This window comes from Bifidobacterium moraviense (assembly GCF_012932365.1).
Lineage (GTDB): Bacteria > Actinomycetota > Actinomycetes > Actinomycetales > Bifidobacteriaceae > Bifidobacterium > Bifidobacterium moraviense.
The window spans coordinates 1-15,314 of the sequence record NZ_JAAIIH010000022.1 but is presented as its reverse complement, the minus strand read 5'-3'; the positions used below and the strand labels follow the sequence as shown (position 1 = coordinate 15,314).

Here is a 15,314-nt window from a genome sequence, read left to right as displayed (position 1 = left end):
CCGTATGCTGAGGCTCGTGAACGAACGTGACAGAACATCCAGCAAGGCGGCGCGCGCGGCGGCGGACATCGCGGAATCGCAGCTGCCGCAGGCCGACCGCGACGCCGAACACATGCAGGGCCACTGGGTGCTGGCCCGCCTCGGCAAGCGCGTGCTGCGCCCGGGCGGGGAGCAGCTCACCAGGCGCATGCTCGCGCACGCGCCGCTCGCCGGCGAACGCGTGGTGGAGTTCGCGCCGGGGCTCGGCCGCACCACGCGGCTGATCCTGGCGGCCGGGCCGTCCGGATACGTCGGCGTGGACCGGGACGAGCAGGTGGTGGACATCATCGGCCCGCTGGCGGCCTCGGTGGGAGGCTCCTGCGTCCGGGCCGATGCCGCGGACACGGGACTGCCGGACGGGTCGGCGGACGTGGTGGTGGGCGAGGCGATGCTCACCATGCAGTCCGAGCGCGGCAAGCGGGCGATCATCGGCGAGGCGCACCGCATTCTGCGTCCCGGCGGACTGTATGCCGTGCACGAGATGGGACTTGCGCCGGACGATCTGGACGATGCCGTCAAGGACGCGATCCGCAGGGATCTCGCCCGTGCCATCAGGGTCAACGCCAGGCCGCTCACCGCCGCCGAGTGGCGGGATCTGCTCGAATCGGAGGGATTCGAGGTGGTGTGGACCGGGACCGAGCCGATGGCGCTGCTGAGGATGCGCCGCAACCTTGCGGACGAGGGCGTGCCCGGCGTGCTGCGCATCATGCGCAACGTGCTGACGCACCCGGATCTGCGCGCGCGGGTGATGCAGATGCGCCGCGTGTTCAACACCTACGGGGACGCGCTGACCGGCATCGCGTTCGTGGTGCGGCGCAGGGAGTGACGCGGACCGGCGCGCGCCGCGGTCCGCGCCGTGGCCCGCGCGCGGCTAAGCTGGTGGTCGGTCGCCGACATCGCCGCCGGCGAACCGCGATCGGAACGAGGCCGGGACGAAGCCCGGCGAACGGCGTCACGACGCCGCGACGACATCCAAGGAGACTCATATGACCAATGCCACGCCTGCCAACGAACCGTCCGGAGATCAGCCGCCGGTGATGGAGTTCATCGACGACCTCGGCCCCATGGTCGAGGTGCAGCCCGAGGCCACGGTCTCGCGCACCGTGATGCAGGTGGAGGGCGCCAACGTGGTGCTCTTCTCCTTCGACAAGGGGCAGGAGCTGAGCGAGCACACCGCCGCCATGCCCGTGCTCGTGCAGTGCCTCGAAGGCCGGCTCAGGGTCACCGGCGGCGGCCGGACCGTGGACCTCGTGCCGGGCGGCATCCTGCACTTCCCGACCCGTCTGCCGCACGCGGTCTACGCCGAGGAGGCGTCCAAGATGATGCTGATCATGATGCGTCGCTAGGCCAACGCCGGGACCATGACGCGGGATGCCCGTCCCCTGCTGCATGCCGGTGCGAAACGTTGATGTTGCAACGGATGTCGCATGCCGGCGACAGGGGCGGGCATCCCGCGTCGCATCAGGCGGCCGTCACGCGGCGTGCATGGGCCGCAGCTCGCGCACCTCGGCGGTGCCGTCGAGCCCCTCGACGGCGAACGTCGCGGCGGGGTCCGGGGAACCGGAGCCGTCGCCGGTGCAGTTGCAGTCGAACAGGATCGCGCCCGCGTCCTCGCCGTCGTTGACGAACACCTCGGCGATGCCGTGGTCGTAGAACACCTCCACGCGCTCGATCCGCTCGGTCGCGGACGTGAAGTCGAAGCCGTCGGTGGGCAGGCCGGTCGTCGTTAGGTGCACGGCCGCGCCGTCGCAGGTCAGCCGCAGCGACGCCTCGACGGTGGTGCCGTCCGCGCGCGTGCGCGGGCCGTGCGCCAGCGTCGCGGAGAACCGCGAGCCGGCCGCGGGGCGGACGTCCGCATAGTACGCGCCGCAGGGCGCGGCGACCGCGACGTCATTGCCGGTGTCGTCGCCTGCGCCGATCGTGCCGAGCGCGTCGCCCACCAGCAGGTCGTACACCTCCGCCACCGGACGGGAGACGAGACGACCGTCCCTCACGTGCAGCTCGCGCGGCAGGCTCATCGCGCCGTTGGCGTGGGTTTCGCGTTCGATGCGCACGCCGAACCAGTCGCACAGCCAGCCGATCGCGATGCGGCGGTCCACGGGCGCGCCGTCCGCCGCCGTATGACGGTCGCGGAACGACTGCACGGCGTAGTAGGCGGAACCGAAGTCGCACCAGCCGGTGTCGCGCACGTCCAGACGCGGCGCGCCGGAGGCCATGTCCACCGCGCCCACGTACCAGCGGATCGGCTGGAAGCGCCCGGTCGCGTCGTGCAGCTTCATCATCGAGCCGACCGCCACGGCCGCGCCGTCCAGCGAGAACGCGTCCGGGCATTCGTAGGTGCTCGTCTCGCCCAGCCCGGTCTCCCACAGCAGCGGACCGACGTAGCGCCACGACGCCTCGTCCAGATCGTCCGAGGTGGCGCGGAACAGGGCCAGCGCGGGCGTGCGCGTCGGATCTCCGGAGCGCGAATCCTGTGCACTCTGCGCGTCCGGGGCGTCGAACGCCTCCTCGCCATGCCAGAAGTCGCCCGTGGGCCGCGGCGCGGACCCCGGCGCGCCGGCGGCGGGGGCCTGCGCGGACGGCAGGTTCGTGGCCACCACGATGGTGGGAGCGCCGGCGGACGCGGTGCCGGCGAGCAGCGTGTCGTCGATCTTCGGATCGCGGAAGTCCAGTCCCATGTCGTCGGTGGGGCGCGTGATCACCGTGGTCTCGGGGGAGAAGGTCAGCCCGTCGCGGCTCACGGCCGTGGTCTGCGTCTCGATCACGGTGTCGCGGTCGCCGCGGATCTCCCGGTGGCGGGTCAGGAAGATGCGGATCGCGCTCGCCTCGTCGCCGGGCACGATGCGCCCTCCGTCGTCCACGGCCACCGCGGAGCCGGAGTACGCGCCGCCGGACAGCGACGGGTCGCGCGTGAGCTCGTCCTGCGGCAGCAGCGCCACGGGCAGGTCGGTCCAGTGCACCAGGTCGCGGCTCACGGCGTGGCCCCAGTGCATGTTGTCCCACTGCCAGCCGTACGGGTTGAACTGGTAGAACATGTGGTAGCGGCCCTGGAAGCGGCACAGGCCGTTCGGGTCGTTCATCCAGTGCTGCGCCGGCTCGAAGTGCGCGGTGGGGCGGTGTCCGTCGGCGCGCGTGTCCGGCGTGACGACGCGGATGCCGCGTTCGATCAGGTCCTCGCCGCCGGTGAGGTAGGCGAACGCCGGGTCCAGATCCTCGCAGCGAAGGACGTAGCTCGTGCGCGGGTCGACGGGCAGCGTCAGACGTCCGCGGCGTTCGGCGGCGTCGAGCCGCGCCTCGACGGGGGCGGCGCCGTCCGGTGCCGCGGGCTGCGGGATCAGCCGCAGGACGCCGGGGGCGGCGCCGTCTCCGGCGTATGCGACGAACGCCTCGAGGGTGGTGTAGCCGTCGGCGTCGATGACGATGGTGCTGTGGTCGGTGGTCATGGTGGGCTCCTTTGGCCGTGGTCTGCCGCGTCGGTCCCTTCCAAGGTAGGAAGTCAAACGTTTGACGTCAATGAAGTCGCGTCATGGAGTGTCGGGCGGCATTGCAACGAAATCCGGATCCGGCGGCGACGTCAACGATTTGACGTGCGGCTGGCGTACGGCCGACGTGCGGCGTGCGCGGCGCGATGCGGCGCATCCGACTTGCGCGCGGGATGCGACGGGCCGATGATGGCCTGATGATCCCGGCGGCGCTTCGGCGGATCGCCCGGAGACGCCCGGAGACGCCGGGAGGACGGTAGGGAGGCGACATGATCCTGGGGCTGGGGCACGACGTGACGGACGTGGCGGCGTTCGGGGAACAGCTCACCGAACCCGGCTCGCGCATGCGGGCGCTGTTCTCCGCGCGCGAGCTGAGACAGTCGGCGCTGCGCGCGCAGGCCAAGCGCGACGGCGAGGCCGTGCATCTGGCCGCGCGCTGGGCCGGCAAGGAGGCCGTCGTCAAGGCGTGGTGCGAGGCGCTCGCACTGGGCGCGGCGCCCGTGGCACCGCCGTACACGCTCGACGACTGCCCGTGGTCCGGCATCGAGATCCTCGACGATGCGCGCGGCGTGCCCCGCGTGGCGCTGCGCGGCGACGTCGAGGAGCGGCTGGCCGCGAGCCTGCGCGCCGCCGGGGTCCTGCCCGCCGCGGGCGCCGCCGACGTCGCCGCGGGCGCCGCCGACGTCGCCGCGGACGCCGCCATGGTGCGCTGGCACCTGTCCCTGTCGCACGACGGTCCCATCGCCTCCGCCGTCGCCGTGCTCGACCTGCTTGATCTGCCCCATCTGGCCGGCGTGGCCTGATCTCAGTCGACGAACACGTGCTCGGCCATCCGTCGCAGCGCCTCCTCGACGCGCGACCTCGGCAGCGCCAGATTCACGCGGATCGCGCACGGATGCCGGAACAGACGTCCGTCCTCCCAGTCCACGCCCACGTCCCATCCGCGCCTGATCACCTCGTCGATGGTGACGCCGTGCGCCGCGCACCACGCGGTGCAGTCGAGGAACAGCATGTACGTGCCCTGCGGCATCGCCACGTCCACGCCGGCGAAGTTCCGGCGGATGAAGTCCACCGCCAGCATGGCGTTGTCGGTGAGCACCTCGAGCAGCTCGTCGAGCCACGCGCGTCCCTCGGGCCTGTAGGCGCCGATCAGCGCATGCATGGACAGTACGTTCATCGCGTTGTAGATCGTCTTGTCGCTCACGGACGTGAGCCGGTCGCGCAGATAGCGGTCGTAGACGACGTGGTAGCTGCCCACGAGCCCCGCCAGCGAGAAGGTCTTGCTCGGTGCGTAGAACGCGATCGTGCGCAGGCGTGCGTCGTCGTTCACCGACTGGGTGGGGATGTGCCGGTTGCCGGCGAGGATCAGGTCGGACCAGATCTCGTCGGAGATCACCACGCAGTCGTTCTCGCGGTACACCTCCATCGCCCGTTCGATCTCCCAGCGCCGCCACACGCGGCCCGTGGGGTTGTGCGGGCTGCAGAACACCGCCACGTGGATGTTGTTCGCCTTGAGCCGGCGGTCCATGTCCTCGAAGTCCATGCGCCACGTGCCCTCGCCGTCCCTGACGAGCGGACTGTGCTCGATGCGGAACCCGTTCGATCCGATCGCGTTCGTGAAGCCGTTGTACGTGGGGGAGTGCAGCAGCACCGCGTCGCCGGGCTGCGCGAACGCCCTGAGCGCGCTGACCACGCCGCCGAGCACGCCGTTCTCGTAGCCGATGTGCTCCGGGGCGAGCCCGGTCACGCCGTTGCGTGCGCGGTGCCAGTCGATGATCGCGTCGTAGTACGCCGCACTCGGCTCGAAGTAGCCGAACATCGGATGCCGCAGACGCTCCGTGATCGCCTCGACGACGGACGGTGCGGTGGGGAAGTTCATGTCCGCCACCCACATGGGGATCGCGTCGAACCCCGGCTTCGGCGCATCCGGCGCGAACCCCGGCATGCCGCCGGATCCGATCGCGTCCACGGCGATGGCGTCCATGCCGTGCCTGTCGATGATCGACGTGAAATCGTAGGTGCGCTCCGCCATGCGTGCTCCTGCCTCCTTTGGCGTATGGGCGTCGGGACGGGATCGCCGGTCCGACGAGGAATTGCACCAAGGATTGTACGGCCGGGCGCCCGGCCGTGTTGCGAAGTCGCGGGGTGTATGGAATAATCTTCCTTCGGAAGTTCGCGGGCCGTGCCCGAAGGCTTCCCGCGCGGACGTAGCTCAATGGTAGAGCCTCAGTCTTCCAAACTGATTACGCGGGTTCGATTCCCGTCGTCCGCTCTCTGATCAAGGCTGGAAATCGATGGTTTCCGGCCTTTTTGGTAGCCGGCGGGCGGTCAGGACCGTGTGCCGGGCCGCAGGGAGGGGCAGCATGGTCGACCGCGCGCATGAGTCCGAAGCCAATTCCACCGCCGAATCCGCGGGCTCCGACGCGAATTCAGTCGCCGAGTCCGCGTCCGTGGCCGAATCCGTGGAACGCTCCGACGAGCTCTTCGAGTCCGCGGCCAATCTCCCGCAGTCGGACCTGTCCCTGGCGGACGTGGAGAAGCGCCGGTTCCGCCCGCTGGCGTGGATCGGGTTCTTCGCGCTGGTGCTGGCGGCCGTGGTGCTGCCGTACTGGCTGGGGCGCGATCTGGCCATCGGGCACACGGGCGAGGTGCTGGCCCGCATCACGGCGTTCGAGCCGCGCGGCATCGCGCTGGTCTCGTGGGCGGTCACGCTGGTCGCGCTGGTGGGACTGGGCATGTCCGTGGTGCAGACCCGCACGTGGGTGTGGCGCTTCGTGTTCGTGGCGGGGCTCGCGGCCGAGCAGTTCATCTCCGGGCTGTGCCTGCTGCGCTCCAACTTCTGGTACGTCACCTACGTGGTGTACGGACGGTACGCGCAGCTCGCCAACGCCGGCAACCTCGGTATCATCGCGGCGGGCGCGGGCGTGGCGGTGTTCGCGGTGCTGTTCGTCTCGATCCTGGTGCTCATCCGCAAGGATTCGCCGCTGAACGTGCTCACGCGCAGCTGGGCGGCGTTCACGCTGTTCTTCGCGGTGGAGCTGGTCGCGCTGCTGGTGGTGCTCTTCGGCGGTCTGCTGACGACGGTGTGACGTCGCGGTCCGGCGCGGCACCGGGAGCGTCTCGGGGGCGGCGACACGCGTCCGGGGACGCGACGTTGCGATGTCCGCGCGGCGTCGTATTGTTTCTCTTTGGCGTGTTTTCGCCCGCGGAGAGAGAGCGCCCTGGCAATCCCGTCAGGTGCACCGCGCAGCCCAGGACTATAAGGAGGAACTGTGGCACTTACCAATGCTGAGAAGCAGGAGATCATCGCGAAGTTCGCTACCCACGAGGGTGACACCGGCTCCCCGGAGGTCCAGGTGGCGCTGCTGTCCAAGCGCATCTCCGACCTGACCGAGCACCTCAAGCAGCACAAGCACGATCACCACTCCCGTCGCGGCATGCAGCTGATGATCGGTGACCGTCGTCGTCTGCTCGACTACCTCAAGCGCGTCGACATCAACCGCTACCGTGCTCTGATCGAGCAGCTGGGTCTGCGTCGATAGTTGATACTTCCGCCCGGGCGCCTAGGATGGTGCTCGGGCGTTTTGCATATCGCCGTCCAACGGCAACGAGGAAGATGGACCGGGAATGCGGCCGCACGGTGCGGTCGTGGCTGAGAGGGTCCGCCGGAAGAGTTGACACGAGGAATACGCGGCCAGGGGGCCGCGACGGGGCATGTGAAGCACGTCCGCTGAAGAGGACACCGCAAGTAGGTATTAGGAAAAAACAACAAAAGGAGGAACCCCATGGAGGGTCCCGAAATCAAGGCCGTTGAGGCCGTCATCGACAATGGATCGTTCGGCAAGCGCACGCTGCGCTTCGAGACGGGCCGTCTGGCCCAGCAGGCCGACGGCGCCGTCGCCGCCTACCTGGACGACGACTCGATGGTGCTGTCCACCACCACCGCCGGCTCCAGCCCGAAGGAGAACTACGACTTCTTCCCGCTGACCGTGGACGTCGAGGAGAAGATGTACGCCGCGGGCCGCATCCCCGGCTCGTTCTTCCGCCGCGAGGGCCGCCCGAGCTCCGAGGCCATCCTGGCCTGCCGCATCATCGACCGCCCGCTGCGCCCGCTATTCCCGCACACGCTGCGCAACGAGGTGCAGGTCGTGGAGACCATCCTCGCCGTCAACCCCGAGGACGCCTACGACGTCATCGCCCTGAACGCGGCCTCCGCGTCCACCATGATCTCCGGCCTGCCGTTCGAGGGCCCGGTCTCCGGCGTGCGTCTGGCGCTCATCGACGGCCAGTGGGTCGCCTTCCCGCGCTGGAGCGAGCGCGAGCGCGCCGTGTTCGAGATCGTGGTCGCCGGCCGCGTCATCGAGAACGGCGACGTCGCCATCGCCATGATCGAGGCCGGCGCCGGCAAGAACGCCTGGCACCTCATCTACGACGAGGGCCAGACCAAGCCGGACGAGGCCGTCGTGGCCCAGGGCCTCGAGGCCGCCAAGCCGTTCATCAAGGTCATCTGCGAGGCGCAGGACGAGCTCAAGGCCAAGGCCGCCAAGGAGACCAAGGAGTTCCAGCTCTTCCCGGAGTACACCGAGGACCTGTACAACCGCATCGACGAGATCGCCCACGCCGATCTGGACGAGGCGCTGTCCATCGCGGAGAAGCTGCCGCGCCAGGACCGCATCCACGAGATCAAGGAGCACGTGCGCGAGGTGCTCGCGAACGAGTTCACGGACATGGACGACGCCGAGAAGGAGAAGGAGCTCGGCAACGCGTTCAAGGAGCTGCAGCGCCAGATCGTGCGCCGCCGCATCCTCACCGAGGACTACCGCATCGACGGCCGCGGCCTGCGCGACATCCGCACCCTGTCCGCCGAGGTGGACATCGTGCCGCGCGTGCACGGCTCCGCCCTGTTCCAGCGCGGCGAGACCCAGGTGCTGGGCGTCACCACGCTGAACATGCTCAAGATGGAGCAGCAGATCGACGCGCTGTCCGGCCCGCAGTCCAAGCGCTACATGCACAACTACGAGATGCCGCCGTACTCCACCGGCGAGACCGGCCGCGTCGGCTCCCCGAAGCGCCGCGAGATCGGCCACGGCGCCCTGGCGGAGAAGGCCCTCGTGCCGGTGCTGCCCAGCCGCGAGGAGTTCCCGTACGCCATCCGTCAGGTCTCCGAGGCCATCGGCTCCAACGGCTCCACCTCCATGGGCTCCGTGTGCGCCTCCACGCTGTCCCTGCTCGCCGCCGGCGTGCCGCTGAAGGCCCCGGTCGCGGGCATCGCCATGGGCCTCGTGTCCGGCGACGTGGACGGCCAGCACGTCTACAAGACGCTCACCGACATCCTGGGCGCCGAGGATGCCTTCGGCGACATGGACTTCAAGGTGGCCGGCACGTCCGAGTTCATCACCGCCCTGCAGCTCGACACCAAGCTCGACGGCATCCCCGCCGACATTCTGGCCGCCGCCCTGCAGCAGGCCAAGGAGGCCCGCGCCACGATCCTCGAAGTCATCAACGAGTGCATCGACGGCCCGGCCGAGATGAGCGAGTACGCGCCGCGCATCATCACCACCACCGTTCCGGTGGACAAGATCGGCGAGATCATCGGCCCGAAGGGCAAGATGATCAACCAGATTCAGGAGGACACCGGCGCCGAGATCGCGATCGAGGACGACGGCACCGTCTACATCTCCTCCGAGGGCGGCGAGGCCGCCGAGAAGGCGAAGCAGATCATCGACTCCATCGCCAACCCGCACGTGCCGGAGGCCGGCGAGACCTACAACGGCAAGGTCGTCAAGACCACGTCGTTCGGCGCGTTCGTGAACCTCACCCCGGGCACCGACGGCCTGCTGCACATCTCGCAGATCCGCAACCTCGCCAACGGCGAGCGCATCGACGCCGTGGAGGACGTGCTCAAGGAGGGCGACACCGTCGAGGTGGTCGTGCAGGGCGTCGACGATCGCGGCAAGATCTCCTTGGCCATCCCCGGCTTCGAGGACCAGGAGTCCGGCGCCGGCCGCGGCGGTGACCGTGGCGGCCGTGGCCGCGGCGATCGCGACGACCGTCGTGGCGGTCGCGGTGACCGTCGTTCCGATCGTGACGACCGTGGCGGCCGTGGCCGCGGCGGACGTGACGACCGTCGTTCCGACCGTGACGACCGCGACTACGACGACCGTCCGCGCCGCCGTCGTTCCGACGACTTCGACGACGACTTCGACGACCGTCCGCGCCGTCGCCGTTCCGACCGCGACTACGACGATCGCGATGACCGTGACGATCGCGACGATGATCGTCCGCGCCGCCGTCGTTCCGACCGCGATGACCGTGACGACCGCGGCTACGACCGCGACCGTTCCGACCGTGGCTCCCGCCGTGGCGGCCGTTCCGACCGCAACCCGCGCTACGCCACCGACGACCACTACGACGAGTACCGCGAGGAGCGCGAGGAGCGTTCCGAGCGTCCGCGCCGCCGCGTGCGTCGCGACTTCGATCCGTTCGAGGACTGATCGTCCTCTCGCGGATCCTTCGCGGCCGTGAGGCCGCTCACTGAATGATGCGAGGGCATGGACCTATGGGTCCATGCCCTCGTCTCGTTTCAGGCCGCATTGCGCATCCCGGCACCGTGGACGTGGTCCCTTCCCCGTCATCCTGGGCGGATGATGCCCCCCGTCATCCTGACCGGAGAGTGGCCCCTTCCTGTCATCCTGAGCGAAGTCCGTAGGACGGAGTCGAAGGATCCTTGACCCATCGTGAGATGTTGGGAGATCCTTCGACTCCGGCTTCGCCTCCGCTCAGGATGACGAGGGAAGGACGGCTCTGCCGGGGATGACGAGGGAAGGACGGCTCTGCCGGGGATGACGAGGGAAGGACGGCTCTGTCGGGGATGACGCGGCAAGGCGACCCTGAGCGGCGGCCGCGGCGATGGCGCGGCACCTGCCGCGGTGGCACAATGGTGCGTAGCGCCCTGCAACGGGGCCGTACAGCAAAGGGGCATCATGGTCGCACTCATCATCGTTCTCGTCATCCTCGCCGTCGTGGTGCTGTGGGGCGTCTCCGCGTACAACGGGCTCGTCACGCTGCGCAACCGCGTGAGGAACGGCTGGGCACAGATCGACGTGCAGCTCAAGCAGCGCGCCGATCTCATTCCCAATCTCGTCGAAACGGTCAAGGGCTACGCCGGACACGAGAACGGCACGCTCACGCAGGTGACCGCCGCGCGCGCCGGCGCGGTGCAGGCCGCACAGGGCGGCGACGTGGCGCAGCGCATGCAGGCGGAGAACCAGCTCAGCCGCGCGCTGCTCAATCTGCAGGCCACCGCGGAGGCCTACCCGCAGCTCATGGCCAACCAGAACTTCATGGACCTGCAGAACCAGCTCAAGACCCTCGAGTCCAAGATCGCGTACGCGCGCCAGTTTTACAACGACGTGGTGCTCAAGTACAACACGAAGACCGAGACCGTGCCCACCAACATCGTCGCGAACCTGTTCCGCTTCGAGCAGGCGCAGTACTTCCAGGCGGACGAGACGTCGCGCGAGGCGCCGCAGGTGAGGTTCTGAGCGTCCGTCGCGCGATGGCGACCGGCATCCACGGGCATCCGTAAGGGGAGGGGGAACGCATGACGCATGCGAAGCATGCCGGATTCGTGAGACACGCGGCGCGCGCCGCGATCGTCGCCGTCATCGTCGCGCTGGCGGTGCTCGCGGCGACGGTGCTGCCGACGTACGCGGTCAGGGGAGGTCTCGTCGGCGGCGCGGACATGACGTACGAGACGCTGGACTACGATGCGGCCGTGCAGCCGGACGGACGGCTCACGGTCACGCAGCACCTCAGCATGAACCTCGGGAAGCGTGACGGAAAGCTGTGGAAGCAGCTGTACCAGCGCTACCAGCTCAGGAGCGACAATCTGACCGACATCACCGACATCTCGGTGTACGACGTCACCTACGACAGGACGTATGCGCAGGGCACGTTCACCGATCCCGGCACCGTCGACATATCCGACTGGAACAGCGACTACCGGTACCAGTGGTACATCGCCGACGTGACGGACGGCGACGCAAGCCCCAAACCGTACGAACCCGGCCGCGACGGGCTTTCGGCGGACGGGCCGGCCTCATCCAGGACCGTGGAGATCGGCTGGAACATCCCCGCGATATCGGAGGCGGACAATCTGCGGTTCGACGTGACGATGACGTTCCACGGCGCCGTGACGCTGTACGACGACGTGGCGTCCCTGCAATGGGAGCCGGTCGGGCCGACGAATCAGGTACCCATCGGCACGATGACCGGCACGCTGCGTTTCCCGGACGGCATCACGGCGAGCGACTCCTGGGGGTGGCTGCACTACGCGGGCACGTCCCGCACGCAGCGCGGCGCGAACGGCGAACTCGAGTTCACGGCGTGGGACGTGCGCGCCGGGCGGCATCTCGACGTGGTGGCGGCCTTCGACGCCGACGCCGTGCATGCGCCGTCCGATGCGCAGGGCGGCGCATGGATCCGGCGCGGCGTCGGGGAACGGCTGCAGACGCTGAAGGACGACGAGTCCCGGCAGGAGGCCGCATGGCGGGACTCGCAGCGCACACAGGCCCGCATCAGGCTGGCGGTCTGGGCGGCGTTCGCGCTGGTCGGCGCGTCGCTGGCCGTGGCGGCGCTGATCCGATCGGCGATCAGCTGGCGTCGCTCGCTGTTCCGCAGCGACATCGAATACTGGCGCGATCCGCCGGACATGAGCCCCGCCTGCGCCGCGCGGATGGCCGACGCACTGCGGCTGACCGACGACCAATCGAACGATTCGCGCGCCATGGCGGCGACGGTGCTCTCGCTGGCGTCGAAACGCGCGATCGCCATCTATCCCGGCGAGGCGGCGCTGTATCGGGACGTCGACCTGAGCCGGGCCGATCCGCGCGTCGCGTCGCGCATGATCGACGATGGCGCGTCCTCTCTGCTCAAGGGTCGGCGACGCGGCCGGACGCTCTCCACCAGCACCATCGTGCTGCTGCCCGTCGCGTTCGACGTTGCGGGAGAGCTGTCCCTGAACCTCAGCGGAAGCGAGGGAGCGGTGCTGGACCTGCTGAAGGAGGTCTCCCGCTGCACCGGTTCACGCGTGTTCGACATGCGCCAGATGGAGCGGACGTGCCGGGGATGGTCTGAAGGATACGAGACGATGCAGCGCATCGACGCCGCCTTCGCCGCGGAATACCGCTCACTGCATGCGACGCGCGCGATCGGAGGCGACGCGCTGCTTCTTGGCGTGCTGACGACGATCGTGGGCGCGGTATCGGCGGTGACGTTCACGGCGATGGGCAATCTGGCGCTCGATCTGGTCGTCAGCCTGCCGGTCGTGCTGCTGGGCGCGTTCGCCTGTGCGTTCCGCGGCAGGACCGAGTTCGTCCGCTCCGCGTCGGGCACGGACTATGCCGGTCAGGTGCAGGGCCTGTACCGCTATCTCGTCGACTTCAGCGATTTCACGGACCGCGGCGCGATGGATCTGGCGCTGTGGGACCGCTATCTCGTGTATGCGACGGCGTTCGGCATCTCGCGGAAGGTCGTCGCGGCGCTCGCCAAGGCGTATCCGCAGATCGCTGACCCCGCATGGCTCGACGATCATGCGTCCGGTTCGCTGCTGTACTGGAACTACCGTACGGCCGGCTGGCAGCGGGGCGCGATGACGGGATCGGCCGCGGGATCCGGCGCGGCCGGGGCGATGACCGGCATGGATGCGGGCGCATCGGCGTTCGCCGGGCTCGATTTCGGCACGTTCGGCAGCCAGATCAGCGCCGGATTCGCGGATATCGACGCCACGATCCGCGCCGCGGCGCCGTCCAGTTCGTCGGATTCGAGTGGATCGGGCGGTTCGTTCGGTTCGTTCGACTTCGGCGGCTCGTCAGGATCGTTCTCCGGCGGCGGCTTCGGCGGCTCGTCCGGTGGCTCCGGCGGCGGCTCCTTCGGCGGCCGGTGACGAGTGTCCCTCCCGTCACCCTGACCGGAGAGTGACCCCTTCCCGTCATCCTGAGCGGAGGTTTTCTTTCCGTCGCCCCGGGCGGAGTGCGTCCCCCTTCTCGTTGCGCGGAGGTTTTCTTTCTCGTCATCCTGACCGGAGTGCGTCTCTCTTCCCTTCATCCTGAGCGGAGGTTTTCTTTCTCGTCATCCTGAGCGGAGTCCGTAGGACGGAGTCGAAGGATCCTTGACTCATCGTGAGATGGCGGGGAGATCCTTCGACTCCGGCTTCGCCTCCGCTCAGGATGACGAGGAAAGGACGGCTCTGCCGGGGATGACGAGAAAGGAACGGTTTCGCCGAGGATGACAAGGTAGGGCCGCCCCGTTCGGGGATAACAAAGGTAGGGCGGCCTTGGTCGGTCGGGACGACGGAGGGACGGCCTCGCTCGGGCTAGTGGCGGACTCTTTCGGCGGCTGGTGACGCGCGTCCCTCCCGTCATCCTGCGCGGAGGTTTTCTTTCCGTCGCCCCGGGCGGAGTGTGTCTCCCTTCTCGTTGCGCGGAGGCTTTCTTTCCTGTCATCCTGAGCGGAGTGCGTCTCTCCTCCCGTCATCCTGAGCGAAGTCCGTAGGACGGAGTCGAAGGATCCTTGACCCATCGTGAGATGTTGGGGAGATCCTTCGACTCCGGCTTCGCCTCCGCTCAGGATGACAAGAAAAGGACAGTTTGCCTCCGCTCAGGATGACGAGGAAATGACGGCTCTGCCGGGGATGACAAGGTAGGGTTGCCTCGCCCGTCATTCCCGGGCGAGACAACCTCGGTCAGAAGTCCCAGTCCTCGTCGTCGGTCTCCTCGGCCTTGCCCATCACATAGGACGAGCCGGAGCCGGAGAAGAAGTCGTGGTTCTCGTCCGCGTTCGGCGACAGCGACGCCAGGATCGCCGGATTCACGTCGCACGCCTCAGCCGGGAACAGCGCCGGATAGCCCAGGTTCATCAGCGCCTTGTTGCCGTTGTAGCGCAGGAACTTCTCCACGTCGTCCGTAAGACCCACGCGCTCATACAGCGACTCGGTGTAATCCACCTCGTTGTCGTACAGCTCGTTGAGCAGATCGTACGTGTACTCGCGCAGCTCCTCGCGCTCCGCGTCCGTGAGCCGCTCGATGCCCTTCTGGTACTTGTAGCCGATGTAGTAGCCGTGCACGGCCTCGTCGCGGATGATCAGACGGATCACGTCGGCCGTGTTCGTCAGCTTCGCGTGCGCGGAGAAGTACATCGGCAGGTAGAAGCCGGAGTAGAACAGGAACGATTCGAGCAGCGTGGACGCCACCTTGCGCTTGTACGGATTGTCGCCCTCGTAGTAGTCGAGCACGATCTGCGCCTTCTTCTGCAGGAACTCGTTGTTCTCGCTCCACTCGAACGCCGCGTCGATCTCCTTCGTGGAGCACAGCGTCGAGAAGATCGACGAATAGCTCTTGGCGTGCACCGACTCCATGAACGCGATGTTCGTGTACACGGCCTCCTCGTGCGGGGTCAGCGCATCCGGGATCAGCGACACGGCGCCCACCGTGCCCTGGATCGTGTCCAGCAGGGTGAGGCCGGTGAACACGTGCATCGTGAGCACATGCTCGTCCTCGCTCATCTTCTGCCAGCTGGGGATGTCGTTCGACACCGGCACCTTCTCCGGCAGCCAGAAATTGCCGGTCAGACGATCCCAGACCTCAAGGTCCTTCTCGTCCTCAAGACGATTCCAGTTGATCGCGGACACGCGGTCGATGAGCTTCAGGGGCTTGCGGGGGATGGAGATGGGTGCCAATGTGGGGTCCTTTCTTGAGCGGCGGGATGCTGGGCCGCTCCCGGATCGGACATAGG

At 68.3% G+C, this 15,314-nt stretch carries 11 protein-coding genes and 1 tRNA gene; 9 read left to right on the top strand and 3 right to left on the bottom strand.

What is annotated here, in order from left to right:
- Positions 1-16: 16 nt before the first annotated feature.
- Together G1C96_RS09620 and G1C96_RS09615 are read left to right on the top strand one after the other, a co-directional pair.
- Positions 17-865: a class I SAM-dependent methyltransferase gene (locus tag G1C96_RS09620; protein WP_335341951.1), complete on the top strand. Its 849-nt coding sequence runs from the start codon at positions 17-19 to the stop codon at positions 863-865.
- A gap of 160 nt (positions 866-1,025) precedes the next feature.
- Positions 1,026-1,385, top strand: coding sequence for a cupin domain-containing protein (locus tag G1C96_RS09615; protein ID WP_205832129.1), 360 nt, complete (start codon positions 1,026-1,028; stop codon positions 1,383-1,385).
- 126 nt (positions 1,386-1,511) lie between these two features.
- Here G1C96_RS09615 and G1C96_RS09610 read toward each other — a convergent pair whose 3' ends face one another.
- Positions 1,512-3,482 carry a glycoside hydrolase family protein gene (locus G1C96_RS09610; protein ID WP_169276376.1) on the bottom strand — a complete coding sequence of 657 codons (1,971 nt, stop codon included), beginning with the start codon at positions 3,480-3,482 and terminating at the stop codon, positions 1,512-1,514.
- 308 nt (positions 3,483-3,790) lie between these two features.
- On the opposite strand from G1C96_RS09610, the gene G1C96_RS09605 reads away from it, so the two are divergent.
- Positions 3,791-4,324 (top strand): holo-ACP synthase, encoded by a 534-nt coding sequence (locus tag G1C96_RS09605; RefSeq protein WP_169276375.1) that lies wholly within the window; start codon positions 3,791-3,793, stop codon positions 4,322-4,324.
- Positions 4,325-4,326: 2 nt separating this feature from the next.
- Here the strand turns inward: G1C96_RS09605 and G1C96_RS09600 are convergent, their stop codons facing one another.
- On the bottom strand, positions 4,327-5,553 hold the full coding sequence (locus G1C96_RS09600) for a MalY/PatB family protein (RefSeq protein WP_240945201.1): 1,227 nt from the start codon (positions 5,551-5,553) through the stop codon (positions 4,327-4,329).
- Between the two features lie 169 nt (positions 5,554-5,722).
- Between G1C96_RS09600 and G1C96_RS09595 the strand changes: the two genes are divergently transcribed.
- The 6 genes from G1C96_RS09595 to G1C96_RS09570 all read left to right on the top strand — a co-directional run bounded on the left by G1C96_RS09595 (position 5,723) and on the right by G1C96_RS09570 (position 13,467).
- Positions 5,723-5,793: transfer RNA gene (locus G1C96_RS09595), tRNA-Gly, on the top strand.
- A 91-nt stretch (positions 5,794-5,884) separates the two neighbouring features.
- On the top strand, positions 5,885-6,610 hold the full coding sequence (locus tag G1C96_RS09590) for a hypothetical protein (RefSeq protein ID WP_169276374.1): 726 nt from the start codon (positions 5,885-5,887) through the stop codon (positions 6,608-6,610).
- Between the two features lie 183 nt (positions 6,611-6,793).
- On the top strand, positions 6,794-7,063 hold the full coding sequence (rpsO, locus tag G1C96_RS09585; protein WP_169276373.1) for a 30S ribosomal protein S15: 270 nt from the start codon (positions 6,794-6,796) through the stop codon (positions 7,061-7,063).
- 243 nt (positions 7,064-7,306) lie between these two features.
- Positions 7,307-10,015, top strand: a complete 2,709-nt coding sequence (locus G1C96_RS09580; protein WP_169276372.1) for a polyribonucleotide nucleotidyltransferase — start codon at positions 7,307-7,309, stop codon at positions 10,013-10,015.
- Between the two features lie 489 nt (positions 10,016-10,504).
- On the top strand, positions 10,505-11,065 hold the full coding sequence (locus tag G1C96_RS09575) for a LemA family protein (RefSeq protein ID WP_205832128.1): 561 nt from the start codon (positions 10,505-10,507) through the stop codon (positions 11,063-11,065).
- A gap of 59 nt (positions 11,066-11,124) precedes the next feature.
- Positions 11,125-13,467, top strand: a complete 2,343-nt coding sequence (locus tag G1C96_RS09570) for a DUF2207 domain-containing protein (protein WP_169276371.1) — start codon at positions 11,125-11,127, stop codon at positions 13,465-13,467.
- Between the two features lie 798 nt (positions 13,468-14,265).
- Here the strand turns inward: G1C96_RS09570 and nrdF are convergent.
- Positions 14,266-15,258: a class 1b ribonucleoside-diphosphate reductase subunit beta gene (gene nrdF, locus G1C96_RS09565; RefSeq protein WP_169276370.1), complete on the bottom strand. Its 993-nt coding sequence runs from the start codon at positions 15,256-15,258 to the stop codon at positions 14,266-14,268.
- Positions 15,259-15,314 lie beyond the last annotated feature (56 nt).

Bases quoted from the DNA above. Each gene is read 5' to 3' on its own strand.
- G1C96_RS09575 (WP_205832128.1), top strand. From the start codon at position 10,505: ATGGTCGCACTCATCATCGTTCTCGTCATCCTCGCCGTCGTGGTGCTG.
- G1C96_RS09570 (WP_169276371.1), top strand. From the start codon at position 11,125: ATGACGCATGCGAAGCATGCCGGATTCGTGAGACACGCGGCGCGCGCC.
- G1C96_RS09605 (WP_169276375.1), top strand. From the start codon at position 3,791: ATGATCCTGGGGCTGGGGCACGACGTGACGGACGTGGCGGCGTTCGGG.
- G1C96_RS09600 (WP_240945201.1), bottom strand. From the start codon at position 5,553: ATGGCGGAGCGCACCTACGATTTCACGTCGATCATCGACAGGCACGGC.
- G1C96_RS09610 (WP_169276376.1), bottom strand. From the start codon at position 3,482: ATGACCACCGACCACAGCACCATCGTCATCGACGCCGACGGCTACACC.
- G1C96_RS09580 (WP_169276372.1), top strand. From the start codon at position 7,307: ATGGAGGGTCCCGAAATCAAGGCCGTTGAGGCCGTCATCGACAATGGA.
- G1C96_RS09615 (WP_205832129.1), top strand. From the start codon at position 1,026: ATGACCAATGCCACGCCTGCCAACGAACCGTCCGGAGATCAGCCGCCG.
- G1C96_RS09590 (WP_169276374.1), top strand. From the start codon at position 5,885: ATGGTCGACCGCGCGCATGAGTCCGAAGCCAATTCCACCGCCGAATCC.